General features: G+C 36.2%; 23 protein-coding genes, 3 tRNA genes and 1 riboswitch. Of the genes, 12 read left to right on the top strand and 14 right to left on the bottom strand.

Annotation, left to right across the window (positions count from 1 at the left end; translation table 11 throughout):
- Positions 1-42: 42 nt before the first annotated feature.
- From AC3WRL_RS09490 to AC3WRL_RS09465, 6 genes are all read left to right on the top strand, one after another.
- On the top strand, positions 43-1,335 hold the full coding sequence (locus tag AC3WRL_RS09490; protein ID WP_214831097.1) for an N-acetylmuramoyl-L-alanine amidase family protein: 1,293 nt from the start codon (positions 43-45) through the stop codon (positions 1,333-1,335).
- A gap of 58 nt (positions 1,336-1,393) precedes the next feature.
- A tRNA-Glu gene (locus AC3WRL_RS09485) sits at positions 1,394-1,468 on the top strand.
- A gap of 11 nt (positions 1,469-1,479) precedes the next feature.
- Positions 1,480-1,800: a hypothetical protein gene (locus tag AC3WRL_RS09480; RefSeq protein WP_214831096.1), complete on the top strand. Its 321-nt coding sequence runs from the start codon at positions 1,480-1,482 to the stop codon at positions 1,798-1,800.
- A gap of 67 nt (positions 1,801-1,867) precedes the next feature.
- On the top strand, positions 1,868-2,122 hold the full coding sequence (gene rpsT, locus AC3WRL_RS09475; RefSeq protein ID WP_492330173.1) for a 30S ribosomal protein S20: 255 nt from the start codon (positions 1,868-1,870) through the stop codon (positions 2,120-2,122).
- 10 nt (positions 2,123-2,132) lie between these two features.
- Positions 2,133-2,204 (top strand) — tRNA-Glu (locus AC3WRL_RS09470).
- A gap of 68 nt (positions 2,205-2,272) precedes the next feature.
- Positions 2,273-2,344: transfer RNA gene (locus tag AC3WRL_RS09465), tRNA-Glu, on the top strand.
- A 185-nt stretch (positions 2,345-2,529) separates the two neighbouring features.
- Here the strand turns inward: AC3WRL_RS09465 and AC3WRL_RS09460 are convergent.
- A complete protein-coding gene (locus tag AC3WRL_RS09460) occupies positions 2,530-3,738 on the bottom strand; it encodes an alpha/beta hydrolase-fold protein (protein ID WP_492330172.1) in 1,209 nt (402 codons plus the stop codon).
- 178 nt (positions 3,739-3,916) lie between these two features.
- On the opposite strand from AC3WRL_RS09460, the gene AC3WRL_RS09455 reads away from it, so the two are divergent.
- From AC3WRL_RS09455 to AC3WRL_RS09435, 5 genes are all read left to right on the top strand, one after another.
- Positions 3,917-4,519 carry a Crp/Fnr family transcriptional regulator gene (locus AC3WRL_RS09455; protein ID WP_492330171.1) on the top strand — a complete coding sequence of 201 codons (603 nt, stop codon included), beginning with the start codon at positions 3,917-3,919 and terminating at the stop codon, positions 4,517-4,519.
- A gap of 61 nt (positions 4,520-4,580) precedes the next feature.
- On the top strand, positions 4,581-5,426 hold the full coding sequence (locus AC3WRL_RS09450; RefSeq protein ID WP_214830879.1) for an acyl-CoA thioester hydrolase/BAAT C-terminal domain-containing protein: 846 nt from the start codon (positions 4,581-4,583) through the stop codon (positions 5,424-5,426).
- Positions 5,427-5,548: 122 nt separating this feature from the next.
- Positions 5,549-6,208 carry a FadR/GntR family transcriptional regulator gene (locus tag AC3WRL_RS09445; protein ID WP_214830878.1) on the top strand — a complete coding sequence of 220 codons (660 nt, stop codon included), beginning with the start codon at positions 5,549-5,551 and terminating at the stop codon, positions 6,206-6,208.
- A gap of 59 nt (positions 6,209-6,267) precedes the next feature.
- Positions 6,268-7,479, top strand: a complete 1,212-nt coding sequence (locus AC3WRL_RS09440) for an MFS transporter (protein ID WP_214830876.1) — start codon at positions 6,268-6,270, stop codon at positions 7,477-7,479.
- 305 nt (positions 7,480-7,784) lie between these two features.
- Positions 7,785-8,573, top strand: coding sequence for a T9SS type A sorting domain-containing protein (locus AC3WRL_RS09435; protein ID WP_261510935.1), 789 nt, complete (start codon positions 7,785-7,787; stop codon positions 8,571-8,573).
- A gap of 206 nt (positions 8,574-8,779) precedes the next feature.
- Here the strand turns inward: AC3WRL_RS09435 and AC3WRL_RS09430 are convergent, their stop codons facing one another.
- The 6 genes from AC3WRL_RS09430 to AC3WRL_RS09405 all read right to left on the bottom strand — a co-directional run bounded on the left by AC3WRL_RS09430 (position 8,780) and on the right by AC3WRL_RS09405 (position 18,720).
- Entirely contained in the window at positions 8,780-11,053 is a 2,274-nt protein-coding gene (locus AC3WRL_RS09430; RefSeq protein ID WP_492330170.1) for a T9SS type A sorting domain-containing protein, read from the bottom strand.
- A gap of 26 nt (positions 11,054-11,079) precedes the next feature.
- Positions 11,080-12,273: a cell surface protein gene (locus AC3WRL_RS09425; RefSeq protein ID WP_492330169.1), complete on the bottom strand. Its 1,194-nt coding sequence runs from the start codon at positions 12,271-12,273 to the stop codon at positions 11,080-11,082.
- 14 nt (positions 12,274-12,287) lie between these two features.
- Positions 12,288-13,424 carry a YncE family protein gene (locus AC3WRL_RS09420; protein ID WP_492330168.1) on the bottom strand — a complete coding sequence of 379 codons (1,137 nt, stop codon included), beginning with the start codon at positions 13,422-13,424 and terminating at the stop codon, positions 12,288-12,290.
- Positions 13,421-15,448, bottom strand: a complete 2,028-nt coding sequence (locus AC3WRL_RS09415; RefSeq protein ID WP_492330167.1) for a TonB-dependent receptor plug domain-containing protein — start codon at positions 15,446-15,448, stop codon at positions 13,421-13,423. The genes AC3WRL_RS09420 and AC3WRL_RS09415 overlap by 4 nt, the downstream gene beginning before the upstream one ends.
- Positions 15,449-15,561: 113 nt before the next feature.
- A riboswitch (cobalamin riboswitch) is annotated at positions 15,562-15,744 on the bottom strand.
- Positions 15,745-16,092: 348 nt separating this feature from the next.
- On the bottom strand, positions 16,093-16,617 hold the full coding sequence (locus AC3WRL_RS09410; protein ID WP_492330166.1) for a hypothetical protein: 525 nt from the start codon (positions 16,615-16,617) through the stop codon (positions 16,093-16,095).
- Positions 16,618-16,656: 39 nt separating this feature from the next.
- Positions 16,657-18,720 (bottom strand): hypothetical protein, encoded by a 2,064-nt coding sequence (locus AC3WRL_RS09405; RefSeq protein WP_492330165.1) that lies wholly within the window; start codon positions 18,718-18,720, stop codon positions 16,657-16,659.
- Positions 18,721-19,243: 523 nt separating this feature from the next.
- On the opposite strand from AC3WRL_RS09405, the gene AC3WRL_RS09400 reads away from it, so the two are divergent.
- Positions 19,244-19,633, top strand: coding sequence for a helix-turn-helix domain-containing protein (locus tag AC3WRL_RS09400; protein ID WP_214830860.1), 390 nt, complete (start codon positions 19,244-19,246; stop codon positions 19,631-19,633).
- An 834-nt stretch (positions 19,634-20,467) separates the two neighbouring features.
- On the opposite strand, the gene AC3WRL_RS09395 is transcribed toward AC3WRL_RS09400, so the two are convergent.
- The 7 genes from AC3WRL_RS09395 to AC3WRL_RS09365 form a co-directional block, all read right to left on the bottom strand.
- Positions 20,468-21,421, bottom strand: a complete 954-nt coding sequence (locus tag AC3WRL_RS09395) for a transporter (protein WP_492330164.1) — start codon at positions 21,419-21,421, stop codon at positions 20,468-20,470.
- A gap of 13 nt (positions 21,422-21,434) precedes the next feature.
- On the bottom strand, positions 21,435-22,484 hold the full coding sequence (locus tag AC3WRL_RS09390; RefSeq protein ID WP_492330250.1) for a cytochrome-c peroxidase: 1,050 nt from the start codon (positions 22,482-22,484) through the stop codon (positions 21,435-21,437).
- Positions 22,474-23,310, bottom strand: coding sequence for an MbnP family protein (locus AC3WRL_RS09385; protein ID WP_492330163.1), 837 nt, complete (start codon positions 23,308-23,310; stop codon positions 22,474-22,476). The genes AC3WRL_RS09390 and AC3WRL_RS09385 overlap by 11 nt, the downstream gene beginning before the upstream one ends.
- A gap of 308 nt (positions 23,311-23,618) precedes the next feature.
- Positions 23,619-23,987 carry a hypothetical protein gene (locus AC3WRL_RS09380; RefSeq protein WP_492330162.1) on the bottom strand — a complete coding sequence of 123 codons (369 nt, stop codon included), beginning with the start codon at positions 23,985-23,987 and terminating at the stop codon, positions 23,619-23,621.
- A 3-nt stretch (positions 23,988-23,990) separates the two neighbouring features.
- Positions 23,991-24,665, bottom strand: coding sequence for a superoxide dismutase (locus AC3WRL_RS09375; protein ID WP_214830851.1), 675 nt, complete (start codon positions 24,663-24,665; stop codon positions 23,991-23,993).
- 27 nt (positions 24,666-24,692) lie between these two features.
- A complete protein-coding gene (locus AC3WRL_RS09370) occupies positions 24,693-25,376 on the bottom strand; it encodes an SCO family protein (RefSeq protein WP_492330161.1) in 684 nt (227 codons plus the stop codon).
- The gene (locus tag AC3WRL_RS09365) at positions 25,363-25,638 is read right to left on the bottom strand and encodes a YHS domain-containing protein (protein ID WP_214830847.1); all 276 of its coding nucleotides are present in this window, start codon (positions 25,636-25,638) and stop codon (positions 25,363-25,365) included. The genes AC3WRL_RS09370 and AC3WRL_RS09365 overlap by 14 nt, the downstream gene beginning before the upstream one ends.
- Between the last annotated feature and the right edge of the window lie 3 nt (positions 25,639-25,641).

Genomic DNA, 25,641 nt, shown 5'->3' with positions numbered 1-25,641 from the left:
ATAATTAAGGCTCAAAATTAGTATAATTTTTAAAACTGTAAGATGTACAAACAAAAATTTAAAATAATTTTATCATTTCTCCTCATACTATCGAGTAATTTCTTTTTTTCACAAAAAAAATTCACACTCGTTTTAGACGCTGGACATGGGGGAAGTGATTCTGGTGCGAAGAGAACTTATAGCGATATTGGACTTTTAGCAGAAAAAGATGTAACCCTTTCCGTTGTGTTAAAAGTAGGAAGGATGCTTGAAAAAAATAAAGACTTTAAAGTAATCTATACCCGTAAATTCGACGAATACCCTTCTCTTTCCGATAGAACCAATCTTGCTAACAGAAGCAAAGCTGATCTTTTTATTTCCGTCCATTGTAATTCTGCACAGCGATCTTCGGCGTATGGAACAGAAACCTATGTTCAGGGACCCGATCAAAATGACACCAATCTGGAAGTGGCAAAAAGAGAAAATGATGTGATTTTTCTGGATGAAAAAGATAGACAGACCTTTGGTTCTTATGATGCCGGCTCACCGGAATCTTTAATTGCACTAAAGCTTCAGCAGAGCAAATATCTTGAATCCAGTCTTCTATTTGGAGGTTTGGTAGAAGATAATTTTGTAAATAAAGATAAAAGGTTCTCAAGAGGTGTTTTCCAAAAAAACTTACACGTTCTTCGTATGAATGCAATGCCTTCCGTTCTTATTGAAACCGGATTTATCAATCATGCAGAAGAAAGTCATTATTTAGCATCTGACAAAGGACAGGATGAGATTGCAGAAAGTATCTATCAGGCTATTATCGATTATAAGAAAGCAATTGACAGAAAATCCGGTGGCTCTTCTGTTATGGCCACTAAAAAGCCTGAGCCTGAAAAACTTGTAGAGGTGGCTTTAAAAAATGACTTCAGAATCCTGCTGATGAGTTCACCAACCAAATATAACGATGGTGACCCTGCTTTAAAAGGGCTAAACTATATTCTTCCGATAAAAGACAACGGCCAATATAAATACTATTATGGGGTAACCAATATGGCATCTATAAAAGATATCAATCTTAAAACAGCCAGAGATGCTGGATTTAAAAATGCATTTGCCGTAGGATTTATGCCTAACCAAAAAATAAGCACCGGATATTACACCATCGAGTTGTATGTTGGTGACAAATTGAATGGCAATTCGTTTATTCTCCAAACCCTAAAAGATGTAGAAAGGAATAAAGAAAACGGAACTTTCTACTATACTTATGGAAAAGTATACACTTTGGAGGATGCTGTAAAACTTCAGAAAGACCTTGAATCAAAGGGAATTAAGAATACTATCATACAAAAGGTTTACAGATAGAACAAAAAATAATTTTGAAGTTAAGAAGTAAATTATTACTTTTGCAACCTCAAAATTTGGCCTATTCGTCTAGTGGTTAGGACTCAAGATTTTCATTCTTGCAACAGGGGTTCGATTCCCCTATAGGCTACCAAATTTGATATCATGCCGGATTTAAAAATTCAAGAAGCGACATTGCTTTTTAAGAAAATCCACTCTAACCCAAAAAGTTACGACTTGAAAGTTAATGAAGATGGGATAATAGGCAGAGATGAGAAAATAAGTTTCAGGCTTTACAGGTATGGAGAAAGGGTAGCCTTTGAAGTAACCATAGATGGACTAACCTTCACCAATACTACTGGAGAATGGAACAATGCAATGATAATGTTGGGAAATATTATCAAGAAAATAGATAAAGAACAAGAAAATTTTAAAATAGAACAAGCAATAGACAAACTGAGAAAATATCTATCTGAAGAAAATTGATTTTTTTTAAAAATAAATTTGGCAGATAAGAAAAAAGTTTTTACTTTTGCACTCACATTTGAACGATATGGCAAATCATAAATCAGCATTAAAGAGAATTAGACAAAACGAAGTTAGAAAAGTTCGTAACAGATACTACCACAAGACTGCAAGATCAGCGATGAAGGTATTGAGAAATGAAGAAGACAAAGCTTCTGCTACAGAGCAATTGCCTAAAGTGATCTCTTTGTTGGATAAATTAGCTAAGAAAAATATTATCCACAAAAACAAAGCTGCTAACTTGAAAAGTAAATTAACTAAGCACGTTAATAAATTAGCGTAAACGGATAGTTGGCCCGTTCGTCTATCGGTTAGGACCTCAGATTTTCATTCTGGTAAGAGGGGTTCGACTCCCCTACGGGCTACAATAAGAGTTGTAAACTTATAAAAACAAAAACCTAACACACTAAGTCAAATTAGTGTAATCGTAGATGGCCCGTTCGTCTATCGGTTAGGACCTCAGATTTTCATTCTGGTAAGAGGGGTTCGACTCCCCTACGGGCTACGGAAGCTTAATAATCAGAGCTTATAAAAGCTGCAAACAGTGTTTGCAGCTTTTTGTTTTTTATCAACCAACCTGGTAAATGTTAATCCATTATAGTGAGTCCGCTCAAAATGGAACCAAAATTTTATAAATATACTTTTCTGGGAATGGCGAGCACTAAAATGGGAAACAGTGGTATCATCAATTCAATATTTCTCTTTAATTTTTATAATCATTTCTTTTCCATTTTCATTTTTGGGATTGAGCAAAACAGACCTCTTATAATGATCAAGAGCCCTTTTATTATCCCCTTTTAAAAAGTAAGCTTCTCCTAAACTATCATGAGCATTTGAAGAATTCGGATGGTATTTGACATTTTGAGCAAATATTTCAATTGCCTGATCAATATGTCCGCCTTTTAATCTTTGATAGCCACTCTCATTCATAAAATCCTCACCAGGCTGTACGCTATATCCAAATTCTTTGGTCAATTTTTGAAAATGCATCTGTATATCCCGATAAGATTTGACCGAGGTGGTATCTTGTGGATTGATAAACCAATCTTTATAGATAAATCGTAATCCATCATACATACTTTTATATCCTACAGAAAAGTGATCCTCTTCCTTATAGGAATTGTATTGCCATTTAAATGATTTTGGTGCCAACCTTTTCAACTGGCCCACGAGCGAGTCAGCGGCCAGCCTACCTCCAGGTTCCTCACCTAATGAAACCGGCATATATCCGGAAAGCTTTGGGTGCTCCTTAAGGAAACCGGAAAATCTTCCAAGAATTTCCATGTTACCGCTATAAATAGCAGGACTAATTACAATCTCCGACTGAAAAAGATCAGGTTCTTCTTCTTTGCAGTATACTGCGAATAACCCGCCCAGAGAATGCCCCGATAAAATGCGATAAGGTTCAGTTCTATAATTTTTATTAACATAGGGAATAAGTTCATCTTTTACAAATCTTAAAAAATCTTTTCCACCACCACTACTTGCCAGGCTATTGTCTATCTTACCGTTAAAGATCAGAGAATGTATGGGCGTGAAGTCCTTTATGCGGTCGTTATTTACAACTCCTACTACAATTAACTGAGGAATTCGATATCTGTCAGATAAAAATCTTTCAAGTTCCGTCACATAAGCAAAGTTCTGATCAGGGTCTAATAAATATAAGACAGGATATTTTTCATTAGATCCTTCGTAGTTGGATGGTGTGTAGATCCACAACGTCCTTTGCTCATTTAAGATTTTTGAAGTTATCACTACCTTCTTTTGATTTCTTTTAGGAAGCTCATCATTCTGAGCCCCTGCATATGATGACAAATTAATGAAAAGCCCTATGAGGATAAATTTGACTAATAAAGTCCTGTATAATAACCATTGTCTGTAGATAGTGAAATCGATCATGCGATTAGTATTTCTGATAAATTTACTAAATTAGCTATAAACAACACAAATTCAATCAATTATCAATCAGAAAATTTAAAATCAGACCTTCTCAAAACTTTCTGTTAATTTCATTTAATAAATTTTATATTTATCTATTAAATTATTTTTCAAATAAAATCAAATAACCTGATAAATTATGGGACATGTTGATACAGAAGATAAAAATTCTGAACAAAAGGATCTATTATTTCTTCATTTTGAAAACTATATTAAGGTCAGCGATGAGCTGAGATCTGCTTTGTCTAAAAGCATACATTTTATTACTTTTAAAAAAGGAGATCTCGTACATGATGCCGATAAAGTATGTATTCAATCTTATTTTATTCAAAAAGGGCTCTTAAGAACTTATTTTCTAAAAGACGGAAAAGAAATCAGTGAGTATTTTCCTTCCGAAGGCGAATGGTGTAATTCTCCAAAGAGCTTATATAAAAGAGAAAAGGATATTTATTATATCGATGCTATTGAAGATACCCAAACTTTCTGCCTACACGTAAATGATCTTGTTTACCTGTTTGATCATTTCCCTGAAATGGAACGTTATGCAAGGCTTTCTATGGGAACAGTTGTCGGTCACCTGATGGAGCGTATAGCCTCACTCCGGTTTGCATCGGCAAAAGAAAAATACGATCATTTCATTCAGACTTACAAAGGCATCTATCACAGGATTCCCTTAGGAATGACCGCTTCTTATTTAGGAATAACCCAGGAAACATTAAGCAGAATAAGGGCTCAAAAATAACTTTTTGATATAGGTCAAAAGTTTATCCGTTATTAAATACCAATTTTGAAAAAAATATTACATGGAATTTAATAAAACAACCTGGGCATTTTTAATTTTATTGTTAAACTTCAGCCCGATTTCTATATTCTCACAGGATACTTTAAAAACAGCTAATGTAGAGGCAATTTTATATGTAGGAAATGATAAAAGCCAACCACTTATAGTTGGTCTTGGCGGATCAGAAGGAGGCAATGCGTGGACAAAAGATTATTGGAAAAAAACACGACAAGAATTTATCGACAAAGGGTATGCTTTCTTGGCTATTGGATATTTTGGATGTAAAAATACACCATCCATATTAAACCAGATAGCCATTAACGATGTACATAATGCCATCATGGAGGCTTCTAAAAACAAAAAAATCAATAAAAACAAAATCGCAGTCATTGGAGGATCCAGAGGTGCGGATCTCGCATTACTATTAGGCAGCTATTATCAGGACATTTCTTGTGTCATTGGAATGTCATCCAGCAATGTTGTTTTTCCCGGCCATACCCAAGAGTTTACAACTTCCTGCTGGACGCTTAACGGGAAAGAGCTACCATTTGTTCCTGTAAATGAAGAAGCTGTTCCTTTTTTAATGAAGCATGATCTCAGGGGCACATTTGAAGCCATGCTAAAGGATACCATTGCAGAAGAAAAAGCCATTATAAAAGTAGAGAACATAAAAGGTTCGATTCTAATCTTATCCGGCACAAAAGATGAAATGATCCCTGCAGTACAAATGGGTAATAAAATGATTTCCAGACTTAAAAATAACAAATTCAGATATGCATATGAACATCAGATTTACGAAGGTTCTCATGCTGAACCCACGAAACATTTTGATAAAATATTCGCTTTTTTAGAAAAGAATTTTAAATAAAATCAAACCAGGCATTGACCCCACAACATTTATTATTCTTTTTACATTTATTTTTAGTTAAATAATTGCAGAAATATCTCAGATAATTTATACCTTTGCAGTCATCAGATGATAAGATGTATATGGCACAAATTCAAAGACGAACATTAGCTCAGGAAGTTGCAGAAAGGCTGACTGAAGGGATAATCAATAATGAATATGCTGTTGGTGAAAAACTTCCTATTGAGCCTGAGCTCATGAAAATTTATGGTGTTGGACGGTCAAGTATTCGGGAAGCCATAAAAATATTATCTATTAAGGGAGTATTAAATGTACAGCAGGGCGTTGGCACATTTGTAGTTTCCAAAAACATTCAGGAGTCTTTGGAAACCCAGATGGACAAAGCACAAATTGAAGATGTGTTTGAAGTAAGGTCTCTTCTGGAATCAAAAATTGCCGCAAGAGCAGCGATGTATCATACTGAAAAAGATTTAAAGACGATAAAATCCTATTTAGATCTCAGAGCCAAACTGGCTAAAGAAAATCAGGCTCTTGAATGTTATCAGGCGGATATTAATTTCCATGTAGCCATTGCAGAAGCTTGTGGCAATAGCCTTTTAAAAGAAATTTATAAAATAGCCAGTAAGCATGTGTTGAAAACGTATGAAAGCAGCCACAATAACAACACGGACTCTTTCATTGCTTCACAAAAAATACATACAGATCTTTATCTTTATATAGAAAAGAGAGACTCTGATCATGCTGCATTGACTGCACAGAAAATTGTTGAGAGACAATATTAAAATAATTATACCCATAACAAAATTCATCAGATGACATGATGAATTAAAGATTTTATTTCATGGAAAATATAAAGACCCAAACAATTGACACTTCTAAAATTGTTTACCCCATTTTATTTATGATCAGTTTTTCTCATTTTTTGAATGACCTGATCCAATCTACTATTCCTTCATTATACCCCATTCTAAAAGGTGAATTTAAATTATCATTTGCTCAGATTGGTATTATTACTCTGGTATTTCAACTTACCGCATCTATTTTGCAACCATTTGTAGGGATCTACACGGATAAGAAACCCAATCCAAGATCTCTTGCCATAGGAATGGCATTATCCATGGCTGGTTTATTACTTCTTGCAGCTGCACATCACTATTATGTCATCCTTATTGCTGTTGCATTTATCGGAATGGGATCTTCAGTATTTCATCCGGAAGCTTCACGGGTTGCCCAAATGGCTTCAGGAGGACAGAAGGGACTGGCACAGTCTATTTTTCAGGTGGGTGGTAATTCCGGAAGTGCCATAGGCCCATTATTAGTAGCCCTCATTGTACTTCCATTAGGACAGGGGTATGTCGGTTTATTTGCTATTGCTGCCTTTATTGGTATCATCCTTTTATGGAGAATTGGAAACTGGTATGCGGAAAGATTATCCATTAAAAAAACAGCTAAACATAAAGATTTAGTTGTTAACATAAATCTTTCCCGCAAAAAAGTAATGTTCTCGATCACGATCCTACTGGCTTTAGTATTTTCCAAATATATTTACTTAGCGTCCATGACGAATTATTTCACTTTCTTTCTGATTGATAAATTTCACATCTCCGTTAAAGACTCTCAGTTATATTTATTTATGTTTCTTGCTGCTGTTGCTGTAGGAACTATATTGGGTGGAAAATTGGGCGATAAATATGGCAGAAAGAAAATTATCTGGATTTCAATTTTGGGGGCTGCTCCATTTACTTTATGCCTTCCGTATCTTTCATTAGTATGGACCATAGTATTTGCTGTTCTAATAGGTTTGATCATTGCTTCAGCATTTTCTGCCATCTTAGTATATGCAACAGATCTTATGCCCGATAAAATTGGTCTGGTAGCCGGTTTATTTTTTGGTTTCATGTTTGGAATGGGCGGAATCGGATCCGCTGTTTTAGGTGCAGTGGCAGATGATACCAGTATTGCATATGTATTTAAAATTTGTGCCTTCTTACCACTTATGGGAATAATAACAGCTTTTTTACCTAACATTAAAGGATCAAAAAAAAGTAATTAATATCATATTATTTATAAAGCATATTAAAACTCTTTACGACGTCGTAAAGAGTTTTGTTTTTCTACGAAACTAAAGACCTTTTCGCTTATTTTGATATTAGGATTAATTTATCAATCCATCCTATTAATTATAAAATTCATAACCTAATTTTTACACCATTTAAATAATAATTTCACGGTTATATCTAGTTTCCTGCTATTTAAAAAAATAAATTGAATACTAAATCACATAAAAATGAAATAAATGCAACAACATAATCTTTTTATATGTAACTTTATAGAAACTAAAAATTTAAATTTTTAACCATGAAAACAAATCTATTAGCAGGCCAAAGTATGACGAAAAAAGTAGTCTTGGCGTCTTTACTGTTCCTTATGGGCACTATGTCTTTTGCACAAATCGTTAAAACGTATCCAAGCAGCCAAACAAATCGGGCTTACGGTATTTGTGTCGCTTGTTTTGTACAAAATCCAGAAAATGCAGTAGGAAGTAATGAAAATGATTATTCTACTCTACTCGTTCCTGTGGGATTATTAGGAAGAACAGAACAGACCCTGATCTTCTCTGCCACGAATATAGCTGCAGATACCAATAAGCTTGTCATTGGTATTGGTACAGATCAATCCATTCTAACTGCCCAGTTAATAGGTGGAGTATCAGTAGAAACATTCCTTGGAGATGTTTCTAATAACGATTATATGAACATCCATGATGATGTTCTTAAGCTTGGCGGTACAGACGCAAGCAGAGGAGCTCTTGAGCTTACCATGAACAAGCCTTATGATCGTGTTAAGATAAGCCTTAACTCTGGTTTGCTTAACCTTAATGGTGGTTTCCGTATTTATTATGCATACCAATACAAGGATCCACATATCAGCTTAATGGCTAACATCCAGGATGGACAGATTACCCTTGATGGAAAAATTCCTTTCGAAGGATCTGAAGTTACATTAGTTAATTCATCAGGAAAAGAAGTTCACCGTTCTACACTGCAATCTAAAACATTTGAATCCAGACAACCGGAAGGGTTCTATATCTTAACACTTAAGACGAAAGAAGGAAAATTATATTCCCGTAAAATTATGATTAAGTAAAAGACATACACTTTAAAAAATCAACACCGGCAAGCTAAAGCTTGCCGGTGTTATTTATTTTACACCCAATCGAATTCCATTAAAATCAGTACGTTAAATAAATTGCAAATAAGCCTGACAACGTATTAAAAGGAATCTTCCTGAAAATAAAAACCTCTACCAATAGCGGTAGAGGTTAATATCAAATTAAAAAATCATTACAGAAATTAATTCTTAATAAATTTCTGTTGATATACAGCTTTATCAGTAACTACTTTTAGAATATACATTCCTTTAGTAAGTGTGCTTACATTGATCTGTCCATTATTGAACGGAGCATTGACCACTTTTCCTGAAATATCAAAAATAGTAGTGTTCATCACTTTATCCTGTGTTTTAATATTAAGGATGTCTGTAGCCGGATTAGGATAAATTCCTAATTCAAGTTTTTTAACCTCAGCGGTTCCTAATGTTGAAGTACTAGCATTTACTGTAAGCGATTTCTCAACTACTTTTCCATTAGAGTTAAAGCTTAATACAACGGTAGCCGTTCCCGTGCTCTGAGGTGTTAAAACCAGCTCATCATTTGTATTGATTACAGCAGTAACAATACCCGGATTGCTATTAGATTTTATGGATTTTACAATAGCCATCGATAAATTATCCGTATCTGAAACTACTGTTTTTAAATCGATTGTTGTAGTACTGTTCACTGTGGTCTGAGATGGGAATGTACTTTTCACAACCGGAGCATTATTATCCGGGAATACAGCCACTGAAGGGAACCAATAATAATCATTTAATGTTTTAGTATTTGTAAGAGCTCCTGTATTACTGAATGTATGTATCCAGTTTTTCTGATAATGCGCTCCAAAACCACTTTCTGTCGTATTTAGAATGAGCTCATCGGTTACTGGGTTAACACGCAATGCAGCACCATAAGGAATTTGCTTATACGTACCGGTCTGCCCTGGAATTGCAGCAAAGTTTTCATTAAATGCTTTAGAGGTAACATCAAACTTCACAATCTTCGCTCCTGAAGAAAAAGCATTGATAGAATTGATCCAGTATAAAGCATTTTGCTGGGTACTGTATGTAAGTCTTCCTGCATACCACGCTCCCCAGTCACCGAAATACTTAGTCGTAGGAATTGCATATTCTAATGTCGCAAAAGTAGTAGGATTAATGCTCACTAATTTCTGTTCCTGAATACCCCATACACTTCCATCTTTCGCCTGCACAATTGAATAGAATGCACCAGCTATAGTCTGAACAACGGCATTGGTATTAGGATTAATAACCAGGATACCCCCATTTTGTGTTACAGCAAATACATATTGTGAAGTACGGATCATATTTCCGATCTGCCCTTTTCCACCAGTTCCGGGAACCAGGCTTCCAACCTGTAAATTATCAATATTAAATAAGAAAATCCCTGTAGTCGTTCCTATGTATCCTTTATGCTCATTAACTCCAAGGAATGATCTTCCATCACCGCCACCAATTGTGTTAAATCCAGCTATTTTCTGCATTGTGGTCGCATTCGCAATGACAAGTCTACCGCCCGGTGTATATTGAGTATCTCCTCCATCAGCAGCCTGTTTAGAAATAAAATAAAATTTATCCCCGTAAATGGTACCATATTGAGTAGTCGCTCCAAAAGACTGATTGTTATTTGCATTGCTGTACACTCGGTAGTTAATCTGTCCGTTATTATTAATAAAATTTACAGAACCATTGGTATGCCCAAACCAATCTTCATTCACCATAAAATAACCATCTGTAAATGTTGTTGGTGAAGAATAAGCTGACACCGGAGTCAGAGTTGTTGAAATAGGCTGATCAACCATTCCCGGATAAAAATTCCAGAGATCCCAAGAACCATCTTCTAAAACACGGCTGCTGGCACCCAAACTTGAATATCCAAAGGCTGCATCTGCAGGATTTTTCACCCAGTAAGACCAATATCCGGTAGTCCATCCGGACTTCCAATGATCATTCGCTCCATCTATTGATGTATAGTCATCAAAATCATATGCCGTTGTATTAACAATCCCATTTAACGGATATAATGGATACGTAAGGTTTCCGCTCTTGTAAAGTCCAATAGTCCCTTGTCCATTCAGATCAAATCCAAGTCCTCCTATTGCACTTCCAAAAGTTGTCCCCTGGTATAGTAAAGAATAAAAACGATGATCTGTCTGAGCAATTGCTTTCAACATATCTTCTCCTGTAGCATTTCCATCCCATTTAAATCCCCAAACTAAAGCATCAGGATTCTTACCGTCGTTCCATTGTACTACAAAAGCAGCCTTTTTAGAACCTGTCCCTACCCAATACTGAATATCAGAAAAATCAGTGACGGTAGTGGTCGTTTTAAGCTCATTCTTTTGCTTTGAATTCTGCTTAATATCATTTCGGGGTACCCCTTGAACCGTTACCTGTGCATTGGTAAAAAATGCAAAAAATAACAGTAATGTTAAAAGATAGATCTTTTTCATTTTTAAATAAATTTATTGTTGAATTTTTATTTTATATACAAATCATAAGCACCGGCTACTTCAGTAGAAACCTCTCCCAGCCAACCAGCTTCCTGGTTAACAGCAGTATGTACTTTTACAAAATCAATCCCCGGAAGTTTTACATATTTTCCATTTTTATCGACCGCCCAAGAAATATCTATATTGGAGGCTTCATCATTATTCGGAGCATTATCGGCATATCCGAAATCGTAAGACTTCCCTACCCAATAGGATCCGTTTCCGCTCTGATCGTAATAGTTATTCTGTATTTTTGTTCCTGAGAAACCATAAGAAGCATCGGAAATCCATAATGGATAAAAACTGTGATCATGAAATCCATTTTTTGTCTTAAAACCAGTATTTCCAAGATTATCCTGCCATTTAATGTATTCTATATCAGCCTGCCAGGGTTCATTTCCAGGAACAGGAGGCTTATTTTCATTAGGTTTGAAATAAGTAATACTGTAGTTTTTAACGGTTGTATTTTTAAAATACTCGCTTCCAGCAATTTCATACCATTCATTATCATCCGGTTTCCCATTTTTATTTCTGTCATAAGCGACCATAATAATTCCAGGCTCACAAGATCCTGAGCGAGGTTCATTTGCATTATTCCCCCAGAAAGCATTTCCAAGGATTTTGAAATCCCGCCCATTCATATTTGGTATGGTATGATCAAAGCCTAAAACTACATATCCTCCAAAACCACCTAAACTAATCATCGAGGTATTAGAACCCACCAAAGATCCTCTGGCTTTTTGAAGCATACTGCTGGAAGTATCTCCAACCATATATTCAGGAATTTCGTTGGTAAACTGTCCTACAGCAGGACGGAAATCCAATACATTGGAAACATATTTACTGTAAGAACCGGGTTCTTTATTGACGATAATTGTTGATTGATACGTTTTTACTTTTCCGTTCTGATCTATTTTTAAAGTAAGAGGGTATGTTTTAATATAGGGACTGATAAAGTCCAGCTCTGAGCCCTCAGAAATAATGGAGTCTTTAATGCTCCATGTCATTTTTCCTGAAACATTCGCGGCAATATTCAGAACGTTGAAACGGTTGATCGTATAAGATTCTTCCAAACCATTAAATGGTGAATCTTCATCTCTGTCACTTTTACATGCGGTCATTCCTACCAATAGAAATACCGCCAGTACAGTTTTTAAAATTTTAAAAATATTTCTGTCCATATCTTAGATTCAGTTTATTTGTATAAAAAGGTGAAGTGTGCCGGGATATTTCCACCCTCGGTTTTCCATTTAAAATGTCCACTTTTATTAAAGCAGTAGACAAATCCTGTAGACACATAATTCCGGGCGTCTGTAATGTAAATATCTTCTGTGATCGGATTTACAGCTATTCCGTAAGGTGCTTTAATACCATCTACGTATTCCTGGTCAATAATTTTATTGGAAATGATCTGCTCGGTTTTTACATCAATAATGCCAAATGATTTAGAATAAGAATGGGTATTGTAATTAAACTCATTCCCGTAATAATACAATTTGTCATTAACGATGGTCATTTCGCTTACTGCCACATGAAAATCTTTTTTCAGCACTCCTGTTGCAGCATCCACTAAATATAAACTTGAAGGGATGTTATAATAATCCCCTCTGGAGCTCACATATAAATCGCCGTAATTGTCTTTTTTAAGACGGTGAAGATTAATTGCCACATCCAATTTCCTGGTTTCTGTAAATGAATTGAGATCAATTACCGAAACCGTTTTATCATAATTAGGAACCATATACCCTCCCGAGTTAGCGACAAAAAGCTGATTGCCTACAATCTCCATTTCTTCAGGCTGATATCCCACTGTTACCTGTCTCTGAATGGAAAGTGAAACCGTATCAATTTCTACAACCTTTCCTTTAGGAGCATTAGGATTGATATCAACAGGTCCGGCATAACTGCTTGCAAACGCTTTTCCATCTTTAAATTTGATATATCTGCAATTCTGTAACTGAATTGTTTTAATACGCTTTGCTGTTTTAGCATCTAATACCTCAATTTTATTGGAAACATTTACAATCACATAGAGTTTACTTCCATAGATCTGGATATCATTTCCAACATCACCCAACTCCTTTACGACATTGGGATTGATTTCACCATAAATATTACGTCGGTACACTCCTGTTGTATAATCAAAAAAGTCCAGCGTACATTTATTACTTCCCATATTTCCCTCATTAAGAATATAAAACCCTTTAATAGCCGTATTTTCTGGCTGTGCCAGACCTTCCTCTTTTTGCTCACGGGGAATATATTCATCTGTTCTGCAAGAAAAGAAGAAAAGAAGCAGACCGATCAGGAGGCAAAAGTTTAATTTTCTCATAATGTAAAACTTACAATTAGTTTAAAAGTTCTTCCAGGCATAGGGTAATTCAGTACCACATCATAGTATTGATTGAAAATATTGTTGACCTCCAGGCTCGCTTTAATTTGATGTGTCTGCCAGTTGAATTTTTTTTGCACCGATAGATCGTGAGTATACCAAGGCTGAACATAATTGTATTGAATATTGTTTTGCTGGCCGTCATATCGTTCCCCTACATAAACAAAACTATAATTGAAACTCCAGTCTTTGTAATCTGCCATTGTCGTAAAGTTTCCACTATGCCATGGAGTATATGGAATCTGATCCCCGAAATAGCTTTCGCTTCGATCAGAAAAATCCCGTGCCCGCTGAAAGGTATAGTTGACCTGAGGTCTTATGGTTACATTTCCAAAATTCAGATCAGCCTGTACGTGAACATCAGTTCCCAGGATCTCTACATTTCCGAGATTCAGCATTGTCCATCGGAATAAGTTTCCTGTGGGAGCTGCAATAATTTTATCTTCCACCTTATTGAAATAGCCATCTACTGTAGCATAAACACCCTTTAAAATCTGATGATGATAGGATTTCCCATAGGTAAAACCTACGTTATACTGATTTGTAAATTCAGGTTTTAGAAAAGCATTTCCAATTACCGTATAATACAGATCATTGAAAGTAGGCATCCTGAAAATTCTCTTGTAAAAAGCTCTTATGGTTATCTCCTTAGAATTAAAAGGCTGATAGGACAGAAATGCCGCTGGTGTCCATTCTGTTTTATCCGGAGATTTAGAATTTTTCTCAACTTCTTCACTTACAAAAGTACCCAGAACACTTCCTAAAAATTTGAACCGCCGCCACTGGTAAGTCGTCGCAAAAGCCATTAATGTAGTATAACGGGTAGGGTAGGAAAAATTAAACAAATTGGCATCCAGATTATTATACTGAAAATCTACACTCGCACTTATATCCCAGTTGGATGTTATAGAATACATATTGGATGAAGAAACATATACTTCACGCTGGATATAACTGTTGCGAACAGGAAAAGCCGCTTCTGTAGAAACTGTATCTGCATAAAAAGTATAATCGTAAGCAAATTTTGCTCTAAGCTGTGTTTCAAATTTTGGAAATAGTTTTTTCCTTAAACTGGCTTGAACAAAGTAGCTTTCATCCCGTAATCTTTGTCCCCGTGCACCAAAACGATTATTAACAATCGCTGCCGGAATTCCACGATCAGACAGATAACCATATCCTCTCACACTCCAGTTTCCATCTTTTAAATCCCCATGAAGACTTGTTTCAAACCTTTTTGATTTAATATCAGAATCAAATCTTTTGGCAATTGTATCATTGGCAATTTCTCCATCAGGATATTTCTTTCTATATCTAAATTTATAAACTCCGTCACTTTGTATAAATTCAGAGCTGAAGCTTGCCGATATTTTCTCAGATATTTTTTGTTCTAACCGAAATGAAGGATTAAATAAATCAATGGAACTGTTTTTAAATCTTACGACAAGATTGGTTTTTTTATTTCCTTTAAAAGTTGGGATTTTTGGCTGCAGATAAATGGAACCCGAAGAACCAAAATCTTTTGCAGGCTGAAAAATTTCACTTTTCTGCCCGTTATAAAGAGAGATTTCTTCAAGATCATCAAGAGAAAATCGCCCTAAATCCACAATCCCATTTTGAGCATTTCCCAACTGGATACCATCATAGAAAACACCAACATGCTGGCTTCCCATGCTACGGATATTGATGGTTTTCAGACCTCCGATCCCGCCATAGTCCTTAATTTGAATCCCCGCAAAATACCGGAGAGCATCTGCTACGGAATGGCTGTTAAGTCTCTCTAATTGTTCTCCCGATATTACCTGTGCCGGAAGGATCTCTTTAAAGGTCTTTTTCTGAATATGTACAGGAACAATGACCTGTTCTTTAATAGTATCCCTCGACTGAGAAAAGAAAAGCTGAGCGAATAGCACAAGAATTGTGATAATCGTTTTATTCGTTTTATAAAAAGTAAATTTTGGTTCCATTAGCTCATTGAGAATAATTTTAATGCTAATGGATATAAGAAAGCAGCAATGATATTGTACAGCTATAACTGCACAGAATCATTGTTGTCCTAAGCTTTATTCCACGAAAGCATCAAACTTTAATCTTTCCGGCAGGTCTTCTGACTTACTCTATTTTTGAAATCCTTCCCATTAAAAAACAGTGGATATATGCTTCAAAAACTTTTGTAGAGCTTACAGCAGCGGGTCTGTTCCGGATTTACACCGGATTCCCTTTTAAGAGCTTTTTATGGCTCACCAGAATCCGGCAAAGATAGAAAATTCTGCTTAGAAACAATACGCAATCTAACAAAATGACAATCAACCACATATAAGCTAACATTCCGTTACTATTGCAACGGAATGTTGTGTGTCATTCTGAACACAGACTGTAAGTCGGCGAACGGAGTTCGGAAGTGGGGTGAAGAATCCCGATTAAGATTTACTTTATTCATTCATTAGATTGTGATTATAGAGATTGCTCCTTTGTCGGAATGACATTCCGGAGAGAACACAGAAGCTTAAAAAAAATCCTCTAAAGCATAACGCTCTAGAGGATTCGCTAAAAAAAATACATGATTATGAATATTGTACTATTCCTAATCACTCACAAAAATGAACAAAAATTATTTCCAAAAATTCCATACTTTGCCATCAAACATGGCAAAAGTCTTACTTCTTACGTCATAGCATATCGTTCCCGGATATGGACTTGGCATTGTCTCTACATTAGAGACATGGGGAAGGATCAATGCTTTAGTATCGGATTCCAGAACCAACGCTCCTCCTGTAGCAGCAGAAGTCGCGGCGCCTATGATCATACTGTTTACAGAGGCTGCCTGCGGGGTGGATGTGTTAAAAGTAACCACAGCAGTATCGCCGGGATCACTGAAGTTTACCACTCCCGAACTGGTAACACCCTGTATCATCTTGTTATACATTCGTATCGTTCCTGCAGAAGGAGTGGAGTTTGCCTCTGTTAATACCGGAAGGATGATCCCTTTGTTTTTTCCCGTAGGAAAATCCAGGATTCCGCTCCCTCTTATCGTTTCCGTTTCTACACCCATCTGAGCTCCGGCAATACCTGCTATACACAATGCCACTATAGATAAGGTTTTCTTTATATTGCTTATGCTGTATATATTTTTCATTATTCTGCTTTTTTGTTGATTGATCTTTCCGCAGACCGATTAGTCATTACACGATTTTTCAATACATTTCCATGAGGTTCCGTTGTATAAACTGAAACAGTTTTTAGAGGTATCATAGATCAGCATTCCTGCTACAGGATCGGTGATCTTACCGGGAACTGTTCTTGTAATTACCAGCCCGTTGAAGCCTGACTCCAGTGCGATAAAACCATTAGGAATCTTAGCCGGCCAATCCTTTTGCAAAGAACTGTACCCTGACATACCCATCTTTGTAAAAGCGGTAGGAGTCGCCGTAGAGGCTGGCTTCGTACAGGTAGTTACCACGCATACTCCTGTAATAGTGAATGTGCTTGGAGGTGAATCACATCTATTTACCGTATCTCTATAACTAACCGTATACACTCCTGCCTTGCTTACGCTGGTAGGGTCGGCTACTTCAGCTCCCGTACTGTCCCGCCATATCAGGACCAGGTTATGGGGATTAGGATTTAAAGGCACCACAAAGCTGTTTAAGTTAACCGATCCACTTCCGCAAGGAACAGAAGTCTGCCTAAGAACCGGGGCTACTTCAGCATTACACTTAAAGATCACTTTACTGATACTGTTATAAGTACCTGAATCTTTACCAAAATTAAGAGATATTCCCATTCCATTATCGGTATTAGGATTCGAATTAATTACATTTTTATAAGCTAAATCATTATCTAAATTACTATTCAAAGCAAAATAGTTCGCCGAATAATATCCACTCCATGGGGTTCCTGAAACATACTGGAAGGCCTCGTAAGTGCCTTGCTTTTGTACACCCACCGTATAATAGGGTGCCTGGCCAGTTACAAATCCCGGACCACTGTCCCCCCCATTAAGGTAAGTATCCCAGCCATGTGCTACTTTTACCAGCTCTGTGTTACCAGCAGGGATCTCTACTTCATAATCTATGGTCATAAATGTTTCAGGATTTCTGTAATAATAATATATAGTCAGAAAATAATCCCGCCCATTTTTAGTGGCCTTGAGGCGTATCTTATTATGTTCAATTCCATCGGCATCCGGACCTGTATCCTCCTGGCACGTATTTGAAACAATTGTAAGGCGACCTCCATCCGAAAACCCTGAAGAGGCTTTCAGTGTACCGGTCGTATATTGAGTACTCCCAATTCCCAGTATAAGACCATGCGTAGTACCAGGCACTGAATAAGGACTGGAAGTTCCGCTATCTAATCTGTCCTCACTTTTATAAATCTGGCCCTTTCCATTTCTTACAATCTGGATATTCCCGGCACCAGTCATAATAACACGAAGTCCGTCTGTGCCTTTTGTACCACCACTGTTATTAAGTGTAGTTCGTCCAGAACAAACTATAGTACAATTATTATCGCCCGGTGTAAAAGCATACACCTGGTTTGTGGCTGGTCTATTGAGATCTGAAGATTGAGTCGATGAGGCCGTAGGAGATGATGAAGCATTATTCAGCCATCTCTTATGGCTACTATCAGAGCCATAGAAAAGACCTATACTCAAACCACTTGGGCTACCTGATGCAAATTCCTGTTTATAAATATATTTTATTTCGTTAGTCTCTTCATAAAGTTTTACCTGAAAAGAAATATTTTTATCGTAAAAACCAGAACCATACCGTTTCCAGTCTCTCCATTCCATGGTAAAAACCCTGTTGGGAGCGGTACCGGAAGTAGCATAGCTGGCTTTCCCCAAACGACCATCCAAATCAGCCCAAAAGGGAGCTAAAAATCTTTTCCAGGATAAAGGTTCATTATTATTAGAACTATAAGGGCTTCCACCTTCAAATGACAATGTTCCATCAGAACTGGCATATACCTGGGTATAATCCTTACAGCCAAATTTAAAACTAAAACCGATAGGCAATGCTCCGCTAAATCCGGTATCAACCTGAATACTGCTTACCCCTGTGCCTCCCGTAAGATAGGTGAAGTTTCCCGACGATGCAGAAAAGGCATAGGGAGTAGTAGTATTTGCCATCCAATTTTGCGATTCCTGAGCTTTAAGCCCGGCCGGAAATATCAAGAGTAAGAGGGTCAGTATTGCAACGAAGCAACTGACCTTCTTCTGAAGATTTTCTTTCATTTTGTTTGTGTTTTAAGTTCGTAAAATTAGATGTTTGCCTGATCAACAGGAAACATTCAACCAGCTATTAGTATGCTATACATAACTGATTTACAATGCATTATACTGATATATTAAAAATAATTGATATACTACCAGAGAAAATATTTTAGATTTTTTTCAATAGAACAGTACGAATTAGAATCATTCTGACTACCTGGTAAAATTTGTTCGTAGAAATACATTGCCTGGAGAAATCTGACAAGTTTGCTTTTCAGGTAAAAAAGCAGATTTAAAACCGCAAAGAAAGATACCTTACCATTTCTCCTTAACCTCAATGTTTTTTTAAACATTTAATCTATTTTAAGTGCTGGAATACTGCGTAAGAAGAACACAGAAGTTTTTAAAAAAAATCTCTGATTCTACAAACTTCAATAGCGAAACATCTTTTTGCTAAATTAAACCCGATCACATGATCCTCAGGAAGTCTATTTTTTCTACATAAGTTAAATTTTTTTTTTGCACATTTGTAAAAATATCTGAGATGCAAAAAGAAAAATTACGTGCCCTAAGAAAGAAAAGAGGCCATACCCAACAGGAGATCGCTGATCTGCTTGCAACAGATGTATCCAACTACAGCAGAAAGGAAAGCGGCAATGTTAAGATCATAAGAGCCGAATGGGAGAAAATAGCAGGTTTTCTGGATGTTCCACTTGAAGACATCTACGAAGAGGATGAAGCGACCATTATTATAGAAAATCAGGTATTTAATGATAGTCAGGTATCTTCTGTCAATACTAATTTTTCCGGTGATAATGTTTCGAACTTCACCAATGATCTAAGCATAGAAATCATTAAAAATCTACAGGACTATATCAGCCTGCTAAAAGAAGAAATGATCAGCCTAAAAAAGAAAAACGAACCGGGGCAATAAGGCTTCCGTGTTAACTGATATACTGAAAAAGCATTCTTTAACAGGATGCTTTTTTTTAACCACAAAAGGCACAAAAGTTTTTAAACACTTTAGCTTTTTCAGTTAATATATGCTCTATAATAAGTACATATATGTTTTAATTTCTGTAAAGACCTTAGTACGATCGTATTTAAATAAAATATTTGTTTTCAAAGTAGAAACTTCCCGATACGATTTCTTCAAAACCTACTCGAAGTGACGTAGAATATTTCGGGTTGATTTACAGAGAGATATTCGATTTACCATCAGCTCGAGTGTATAATAGTTTATTTAAACACTTTTCTCTTTATAGTAAATTTACTTGTTTATCACTTTGCTAATCTAAAGGAGTGTTTTTCGTAATACAGAATGTAATCCTGCGAACGTAGTTCAGAAGAAAAATGTATAGAGAACATTCTTGTAATAAAACCACAAAAGTTTTTTAAACATTTAATTTATTTTAAGTACTAAAATGCTCCGTAAAAAGAACAAAAAAAATCTTTGATTTTTCTCTTGGAATAAGCTTCATAGCGAAGCCAATCTTTGCTAACTTAAATTATATAATATCGTTATAAATCTTTGCGTGAAAAAAAAAATCTGTTTAATCCGCTCGATCTGCGGGAGAAAAAAATAACTACTGTTTTTGATTAGCTCTAAGCTCTCTTAATCTCAGTCTTATCAAGTTAAATATTACTCCTGTCATTCAGAACGGAGTGAAGAATCTATAAAGATCCCCCGGATGACATTTTATAAAAAATGGCGGCTTCGAATACCTCAGCCACCATCATTTAAATATCATTACGATCTATATCATCATCAAATTCCAAAGTTGATAAAGACACTGAATCTGGATTTGGCTTCAATATTTCCACCGGCAAGATTCGTATAAGCGGGAAGCATCACCTCACTTCCGAGACTCCACTTGCTATAGGAAAGTTCGAAACCCAGTTTTCCGTATAATGCACTTCCGGCAGTATCCGGTAAGGCTTCATCAAACTGCTTATTCCTGTCATAGACTTCACCCTGCAGCCCAACTTTCCCTGAAAAGATCACCTTTTTATCCGCATGGATCTGATAGAATCCTGTTGCTGCATAATTCCACTGGTTACCAAACTGATAATATTTCCTGTTTTCAGTTTTAACGATATAATCTGTATTAACAATCAGGGCTACTTTATTTTTTTGATATTTATAATTCAGAACCATCTGATAATCCCAACTTCCTGTTCCCAGCTGAAAACTTGGATTAACTCCCGTAATGCCTTTTTCATCAAATTTCCCCAATGGAACTTTTACTCCCAATCCACCGTTTAACTGGTGTGAGGAATCTTTAGAACTGATCAGCTGATAGATCCCCATAAGATTAAGATCACCGAGTCCATTGATTTTAATATCACCCTGCATGGTCTTTTTCTCATGGAATTGAAAAGGAAGACTTCCATAAACACTTAATTTCTTTGTAATGGGAACTTTTCCCCACAACTGAATGGTATTGAAATACTGATCCTGCGTCAGATCTTTTACAAAAAGGTTCTCTTTTGCTTTATAATGCTGAGCAAAATATTTTATCCCGATAAACTGTGGATTCAGTAAAGACTCAAAGCCTGATGAACCATTACCGGCAGCACAACCACAGGCATCACAATCATCATCCAAAAATACCATTGAACTAAAACTATTTTCGGGAATATAAAGGCTGTCTTTAACTGGCTTAGCCTGAGCTATTGGAAATATCAACAGGCTAAATAGTGTTATAATTATGTTTTTCATGTTGAATTAAAATTTATTCCGAAAATTTTGGATTGGTTATAAAGTTCTTGTCAGATAACGTTTTCAGGAAAGCAATGATGGATTGTTTTTCTGTACTGTTTATCGCAATTCCAATATGCCCGTTTTGTTTTAACTGTGGATCAAGATTAGGATTGTCCTCTACATTATCCGAATAAAAATTGAGAACGGCATCCAAAGTATAAAACCGCCCATCATGCATATACGGCGCTGTATATTCTACATTCCTCAGACCAGGCACCCGAAATTTCATCCAGTCCATTTGATCTAATGTCACCCGGTAGCGGCCGGCATCTTTAAACTGAGTATTATAGTACATTCCGGTATTACGGAAACTTTCATCTGTAAACAGTTCTCCGCTGTGACAGGAAGCACATTTCTGCTGAAATAAAGCCATTCCCTGCGATTCAGCTGATGTCAGCATTTCTTTTCCCTGTTTATAGCGATCATACTTTGAATCTGCAGAAATCATAGTGACCATAAACTGAGATAAGGCTTTCAGTACCCTTTCCCCGGTAATATTTTCATCACCATAAGCTCCTTTAAAGAGCTTTTTGTACTTGTCATCTAAATTTAATTTAGAAATCACTTCCGGCATAGAGCTATCCATCTCATTAGCATCAGTAATTGGAATAATTGGCTGCTCATTAAGGTTATGGATCACTCCGTCCCACATGTATCTTTTTAAAAATGCCATATTTTGAATAGGCGGCGCATTTCGTATTCCTATCCTGTCATCCACTCCATGGCTTACATTATGCCCGTGGTGGGTAAAAGCATTTTCCTGAATATGACAAAAACCACATGAAATCGTATTATTACGCGAAAGCCTCCCTTCATAGAATAATTTCCGTCCCAGCTCCACTCCATTTCTGGTAACAGGATTTCCAGCCTGATCGAAACTCATTTCAGGAAAATAAGCAGGAAACTGAAGAGCATAAGCTTCATCTTTTTCTAAAGGCTCAATCACCTCATCTGAACATGATACGGTATTAAAAAAGCCAATACCTATTAACACCACTTTTAATAAACCCTTAATCCTCATCATTGTGGACATGATTTACAGAAAACATCTTCGTTAGATTATTGGTTACGCTTACCAAATGTGGGCTTGATCCCATCATCATGTCATTGGCAGTAGTTAATGTAAGCGGTGTATTTCCACTTAAATACTGATTAAGATCCGCAAGAATATGAATAGATGGTCTTATTTTATTGGTAACTCTTGCTGTGGTAGGAAGATCTAAAGTAATTTCCCTGTATAAATCCGGTGTATTATTAGCCGTCACATTCCCCATATTTCCGGTGTGGTTCATAAACTCTTTATCCGCTGTATTGCTTCCATATTTACCTTCCAGTTTTACAAAAACATATCCTGCAGCCCAGGACCATGACATTCCTTTCGCCTTTGCTCTATTCCAGAATTCTGCCTGCCCATCCATTCCAAGTAAATAAGCATTCTGACTAATTCCCAATCCGAATTTCACTTTTTTGTAGTTATTTTTCGGAACCCCGGTAAGATTTACATATACAATTCCAGCCACTGCATCCGCCTGGTCAATGATAAAAGCCCCTTTATCGGGATTATTTTCATTGTATTTAAATTCTTTTCCGTTCTCATCTATTAAACTGATATTGCTTACAACATATTTTAAAGTTGAAAACTGATGTTTTTGTCCACTCGAAGAAGTTTGTGTAGTTTGATTGAGAACAATTCCACCCAGGTTATTAAAACCGTTTTCAAATTTGATCTGAAGATTTCCTGGTGTTGTATCCTGTGGATGATCATCATCGTCATTGTTTTGACATGAAGAAACTGCAAATAGGGTAAAGGCAATAAAGAATAATGATAAAAATTTATAAATTTTCATTGTTGATTTTTTTAAGTTGTATTTGTTTAAATAGAATATAATTTGAATGTTAAAAAACATTCATTTTTTTGACCACAAAAGCCACAACAGCTCCAGATACTTTTGCATCTTAAAGGGAAGGTCTTATGATTAACCCGGGTTAAGGATGATTGTGTAACAGTGACGTCTTACGAAAAGATCCCGGTACATTTTTCTTCTGAACTAGGTTCGCAGGATCACCTCCTGTATTTCGAAAAACATTCGATCTTACGTTAGTTACTTTTGCCCTGAACTTAGATTAAAATTTGTGGTTAAAATATATAGACAACTTAAAAAACCGGCGGCCGGAAAATTAGTTTTAGAAAAAGAAAAGAATAATTCTTTTGATAGATAAAATTGAAATTGATCCGATATGGTTGATCTGTGTTTTTTATTTCTGTAATTTCCGGAAGGATATAAATATCGAGAATCTTTTGTCCGGAAGTTTTTCCCTTAGATAAAGGCGTTGATTCTGTATCATTGGTTTTAGCCAGTTCTTTGCTTAAATAACATATACCATTACAGTTAAGTTCTGGTTTATCTTTATTGACACAGAGTGTTTCAACTATATAATTATAATTTACAGCATATTCCATGATGGGGATCAGAGGCCTGAACACCATATAAAAAGTAAGGAATATGCTGCAAATATAGTTCATGAATTATTTCTTGCTTATCGCATTTTCATATCTCGTACTTACTTCTTTCCAGTTCAGCACGTTCCAGATAGCAGCCAGATAATCGGCTCTCTTATTCTGGTATTTTAAGTAATAAGCATGTTCCCAAACATCAATCCCTAAAACAGGAGTTCCTTTTTCCTCGACAACATCCATTAAAGGATTGTCCTGGTTAGGCGTTGAAGAAACGAATAGTTTCCCATTTTTATCAACAGAAAGCCAAGCCCATCCGGAGCCGAAACGCTCAGCACCTGCTTTACCTATTTTCTCTTTAAAAGCATCAAGACTGCCAAAAGTCTCAGTAATTGCTTTTAATAATTTAGCCGATGGCTGGGTGTTTTTCACAGGCGTTAACATCGTCCAGAAAAGCTCATGGTTAAAATGTCCGCCGGCATTATTTCTGATAGCAGGACTCAGTGTCGAAACCTTAGAAAGAATTTGAAACAAAGTTTCTTTCTCCTGCGGAGTTCCGGCAATAGCCTTATTCAGATTACTCACATAACCAGCAGCATGTTTTGTATAATGAATTTCCATTGTCTGTGCATCAATTGACCCTTCTAACGCATTGTAAGCGTAAGATAGTGGTGTTTGCTTAAACTGAGCAAAAGCAAATTGCGCCGCGAAAACTGCACTTAATGCAGCTATTTTCATAACCTTCATAATGTTTTGTATTTATGGTTTAACCTATTAATGTAATAACTTTTTAATATCTTCAATCAGCTTTTCCCTGTCAGGATGGTATTTCCCTGTAAGCTGCGTTTCTTTTCCCTCAGGATCTTTGTAGTTTAGTCCGGAGTAGTAAAGAACAGGCATATTGTCTTTGTTATACCGGCATCGGATATTTCCTTCCTGATCCACAAGAGCAATCATCCCACTGTGGTTAAGACTTTCCCCTTCATCTTCTTTATCCCCTACATAGATATTGAATTTATCGGCAAGACTTCCAATATAGGTTCTGTCGCCCGTTAAAAAGTGCCAGTCTGGAGATTTTACGCCCAGTCTTTCAGCATGTTGTTTTAAAGCTTCCGGAGTATCATTCTCCGGATCTATGCTAATAGAAATAATCCCAAATTCAGGACTGTTGATCTGTTCTTCAATAGCCCTCATATTGCTATTCATCACGGGACAAATAGTTGGACATTTACTAAAGAAAAACTCCACGAGATATACTTTCCCGAGCATATCTTTATGGGTGATCTTTTTATTATTCTGGTCGGTAAGTTCAAAATCAGGAACCTTCATTACAGTATAAAGATTCTTTTTAAAATAGCTCATTCCAAAACCTACACCCAGGAAGATCAATGCAATGATGGCAATATGAATTACAATCTTGCTTTTCGCACTTTTGGCTGTTGTTTTATTTCTGGACATATTTTTCAGGATTTTTATTGAACTCGTTTTTACAGGAAGCACTGCAAAAACCATACACCTTATTTTTATAGGTTGCTGTAAACTTTAAATAATCGGCGGTCTTCATATGACAGACAGGATCTTCGGCATTCACAACTTTTACATTTTTAAGATTCTCTTTAGGAGTATCCATGCTTTTACTATGCTTGACCTTAGGAGCTTCCTGGGCACAGGACAGCAGTGATATAGACAGCAGGGCTGTCAAAATGAGTTTATGTTTCATCAG

The sequence above is a fragment of the Chryseobacterium sp. FW101-FHT12H09 genome, from assembly GCF_058790395.1.
The sequence above is the reverse complement of the archived record's forward strand: the minus strand, read 5'-3'. Positions and strand labels throughout refer to the sequence as shown.

Coding starts and splice junctions, on each gene's coding strand:
- AC3WRL_RS09490 (WP_214831097.1), top strand. CDS start 43: ATGTACAAACAAAAATTTAAAATAATTTTATCATTTCTCCTCATACTA.
- AC3WRL_RS09480 (WP_214831096.1), top strand. CDS start 1,480: ATGCCGGATTTAAAAATTCAAGAAGCGACATTGCTTTTTAAGAAAATC.
- rpsT (WP_492330173.1), top strand. CDS start 1,868: ATGGCAAATCATAAATCAGCATTAAAGAGAATTAGACAAAACGAAGTT.
- AC3WRL_RS09460 (WP_492330172.1), bottom strand. CDS start 3,738: ATGATCGATTTCACTATCTACAGACAATGGTTATTATACAGGACTTTA.
- AC3WRL_RS09455 (WP_492330171.1), top strand. CDS start 3,917: ATGGGACATGTTGATACAGAAGATAAAAATTCTGAACAAAAGGATCTA.
- AC3WRL_RS09450 (WP_214830879.1), top strand. CDS start 4,581: ATGGAATTTAATAAAACAACCTGGGCATTTTTAATTTTATTGTTAAAC.
- AC3WRL_RS09445 (WP_214830878.1), top strand. CDS start 5,549: ATGGCACAAATTCAAAGACGAACATTAGCTCAGGAAGTTGCAGAAAGG.
- AC3WRL_RS09440 (WP_214830876.1), top strand. CDS start 6,268: ATGGAAAATATAAAGACCCAAACAATTGACACTTCTAAAATTGTTTAC.
- AC3WRL_RS09435 (WP_261510935.1), top strand. CDS start 7,785: ATGAAAACAAATCTATTAGCAGGCCAAAGTATGACGAAAAAAGTAGTC.
- AC3WRL_RS09430 (WP_492330170.1), bottom strand. CDS start 11,053: ATGAAAAAGATCTATCTTTTAACATTACTGTTATTTTTTGCATTTTTT.
- AC3WRL_RS09425 (WP_492330169.1), bottom strand. CDS start 12,273: ATGGACAGAAATATTTTTAAAATTTTAAAAACTGTACTGGCGGTATTT.
- AC3WRL_RS09420 (WP_492330168.1), bottom strand. CDS start 13,424: ATGAGAAAATTAAACTTTTGCCTCCTGATCGGTCTGCTTCTTTTCTTC.
- AC3WRL_RS09415 (WP_492330167.1), bottom strand. CDS start 15,448: ATGGAACCAAAATTTACTTTTTATAAAACGAATAAAACGATTATCACA.
- AC3WRL_RS09410 (WP_492330166.1), bottom strand. CDS start 16,617: ATGAAAAATATATACAGCATAAGCAATATAAAGAAAACCTTATCTATA.
- AC3WRL_RS09405 (WP_492330165.1), bottom strand. CDS start 18,720: ATGAAAGAAAATCTTCAGAAGAAGGTCAGTTGCTTCGTTGCAATACTG.
- AC3WRL_RS09400 (WP_214830860.1), top strand. CDS start 19,244: ATGCAAAAAGAAAAATTACGTGCCCTAAGAAAGAAAAGAGGCCATACC.
- AC3WRL_RS09395 (WP_492330164.1), bottom strand. CDS start 21,421: ATGAAAAACATAATTATAACACTATTTAGCCTGTTGATATTTCCAATA.
- AC3WRL_RS09390 (WP_492330250.1), bottom strand. CDS start 22,484: ATGAGGATTAAGGGTTTATTAAAAGTGGTGTTAATAGGTATTGGCTTT.
- AC3WRL_RS09385 (WP_492330163.1), bottom strand. CDS start 23,310: ATGAAAATTTATAAATTTTTATCATTATTCTTTATTGCCTTTACCCTA.
- AC3WRL_RS09380 (WP_492330162.1), bottom strand. CDS start 23,987: ATGAACTATATTTGCAGCATATTCCTTACTTTTTATATGGTGTTCAGG.
- AC3WRL_RS09375 (WP_214830851.1), bottom strand. CDS start 24,665: ATGAAGGTTATGAAAATAGCTGCATTAAGTGCAGTTTTCGCGGCGCAA.
- AC3WRL_RS09370 (WP_492330161.1), bottom strand. CDS start 25,376: ATGTCCAGAAATAAAACAACAGCCAAAAGTGCGAAAAGCAAGATTGTA.
- AC3WRL_RS09365 (WP_214830847.1), bottom strand. CDS start 25,638: ATGAAACATAAACTCATTTTGACAGCCCTGCTGTCTATATCACTGCTG.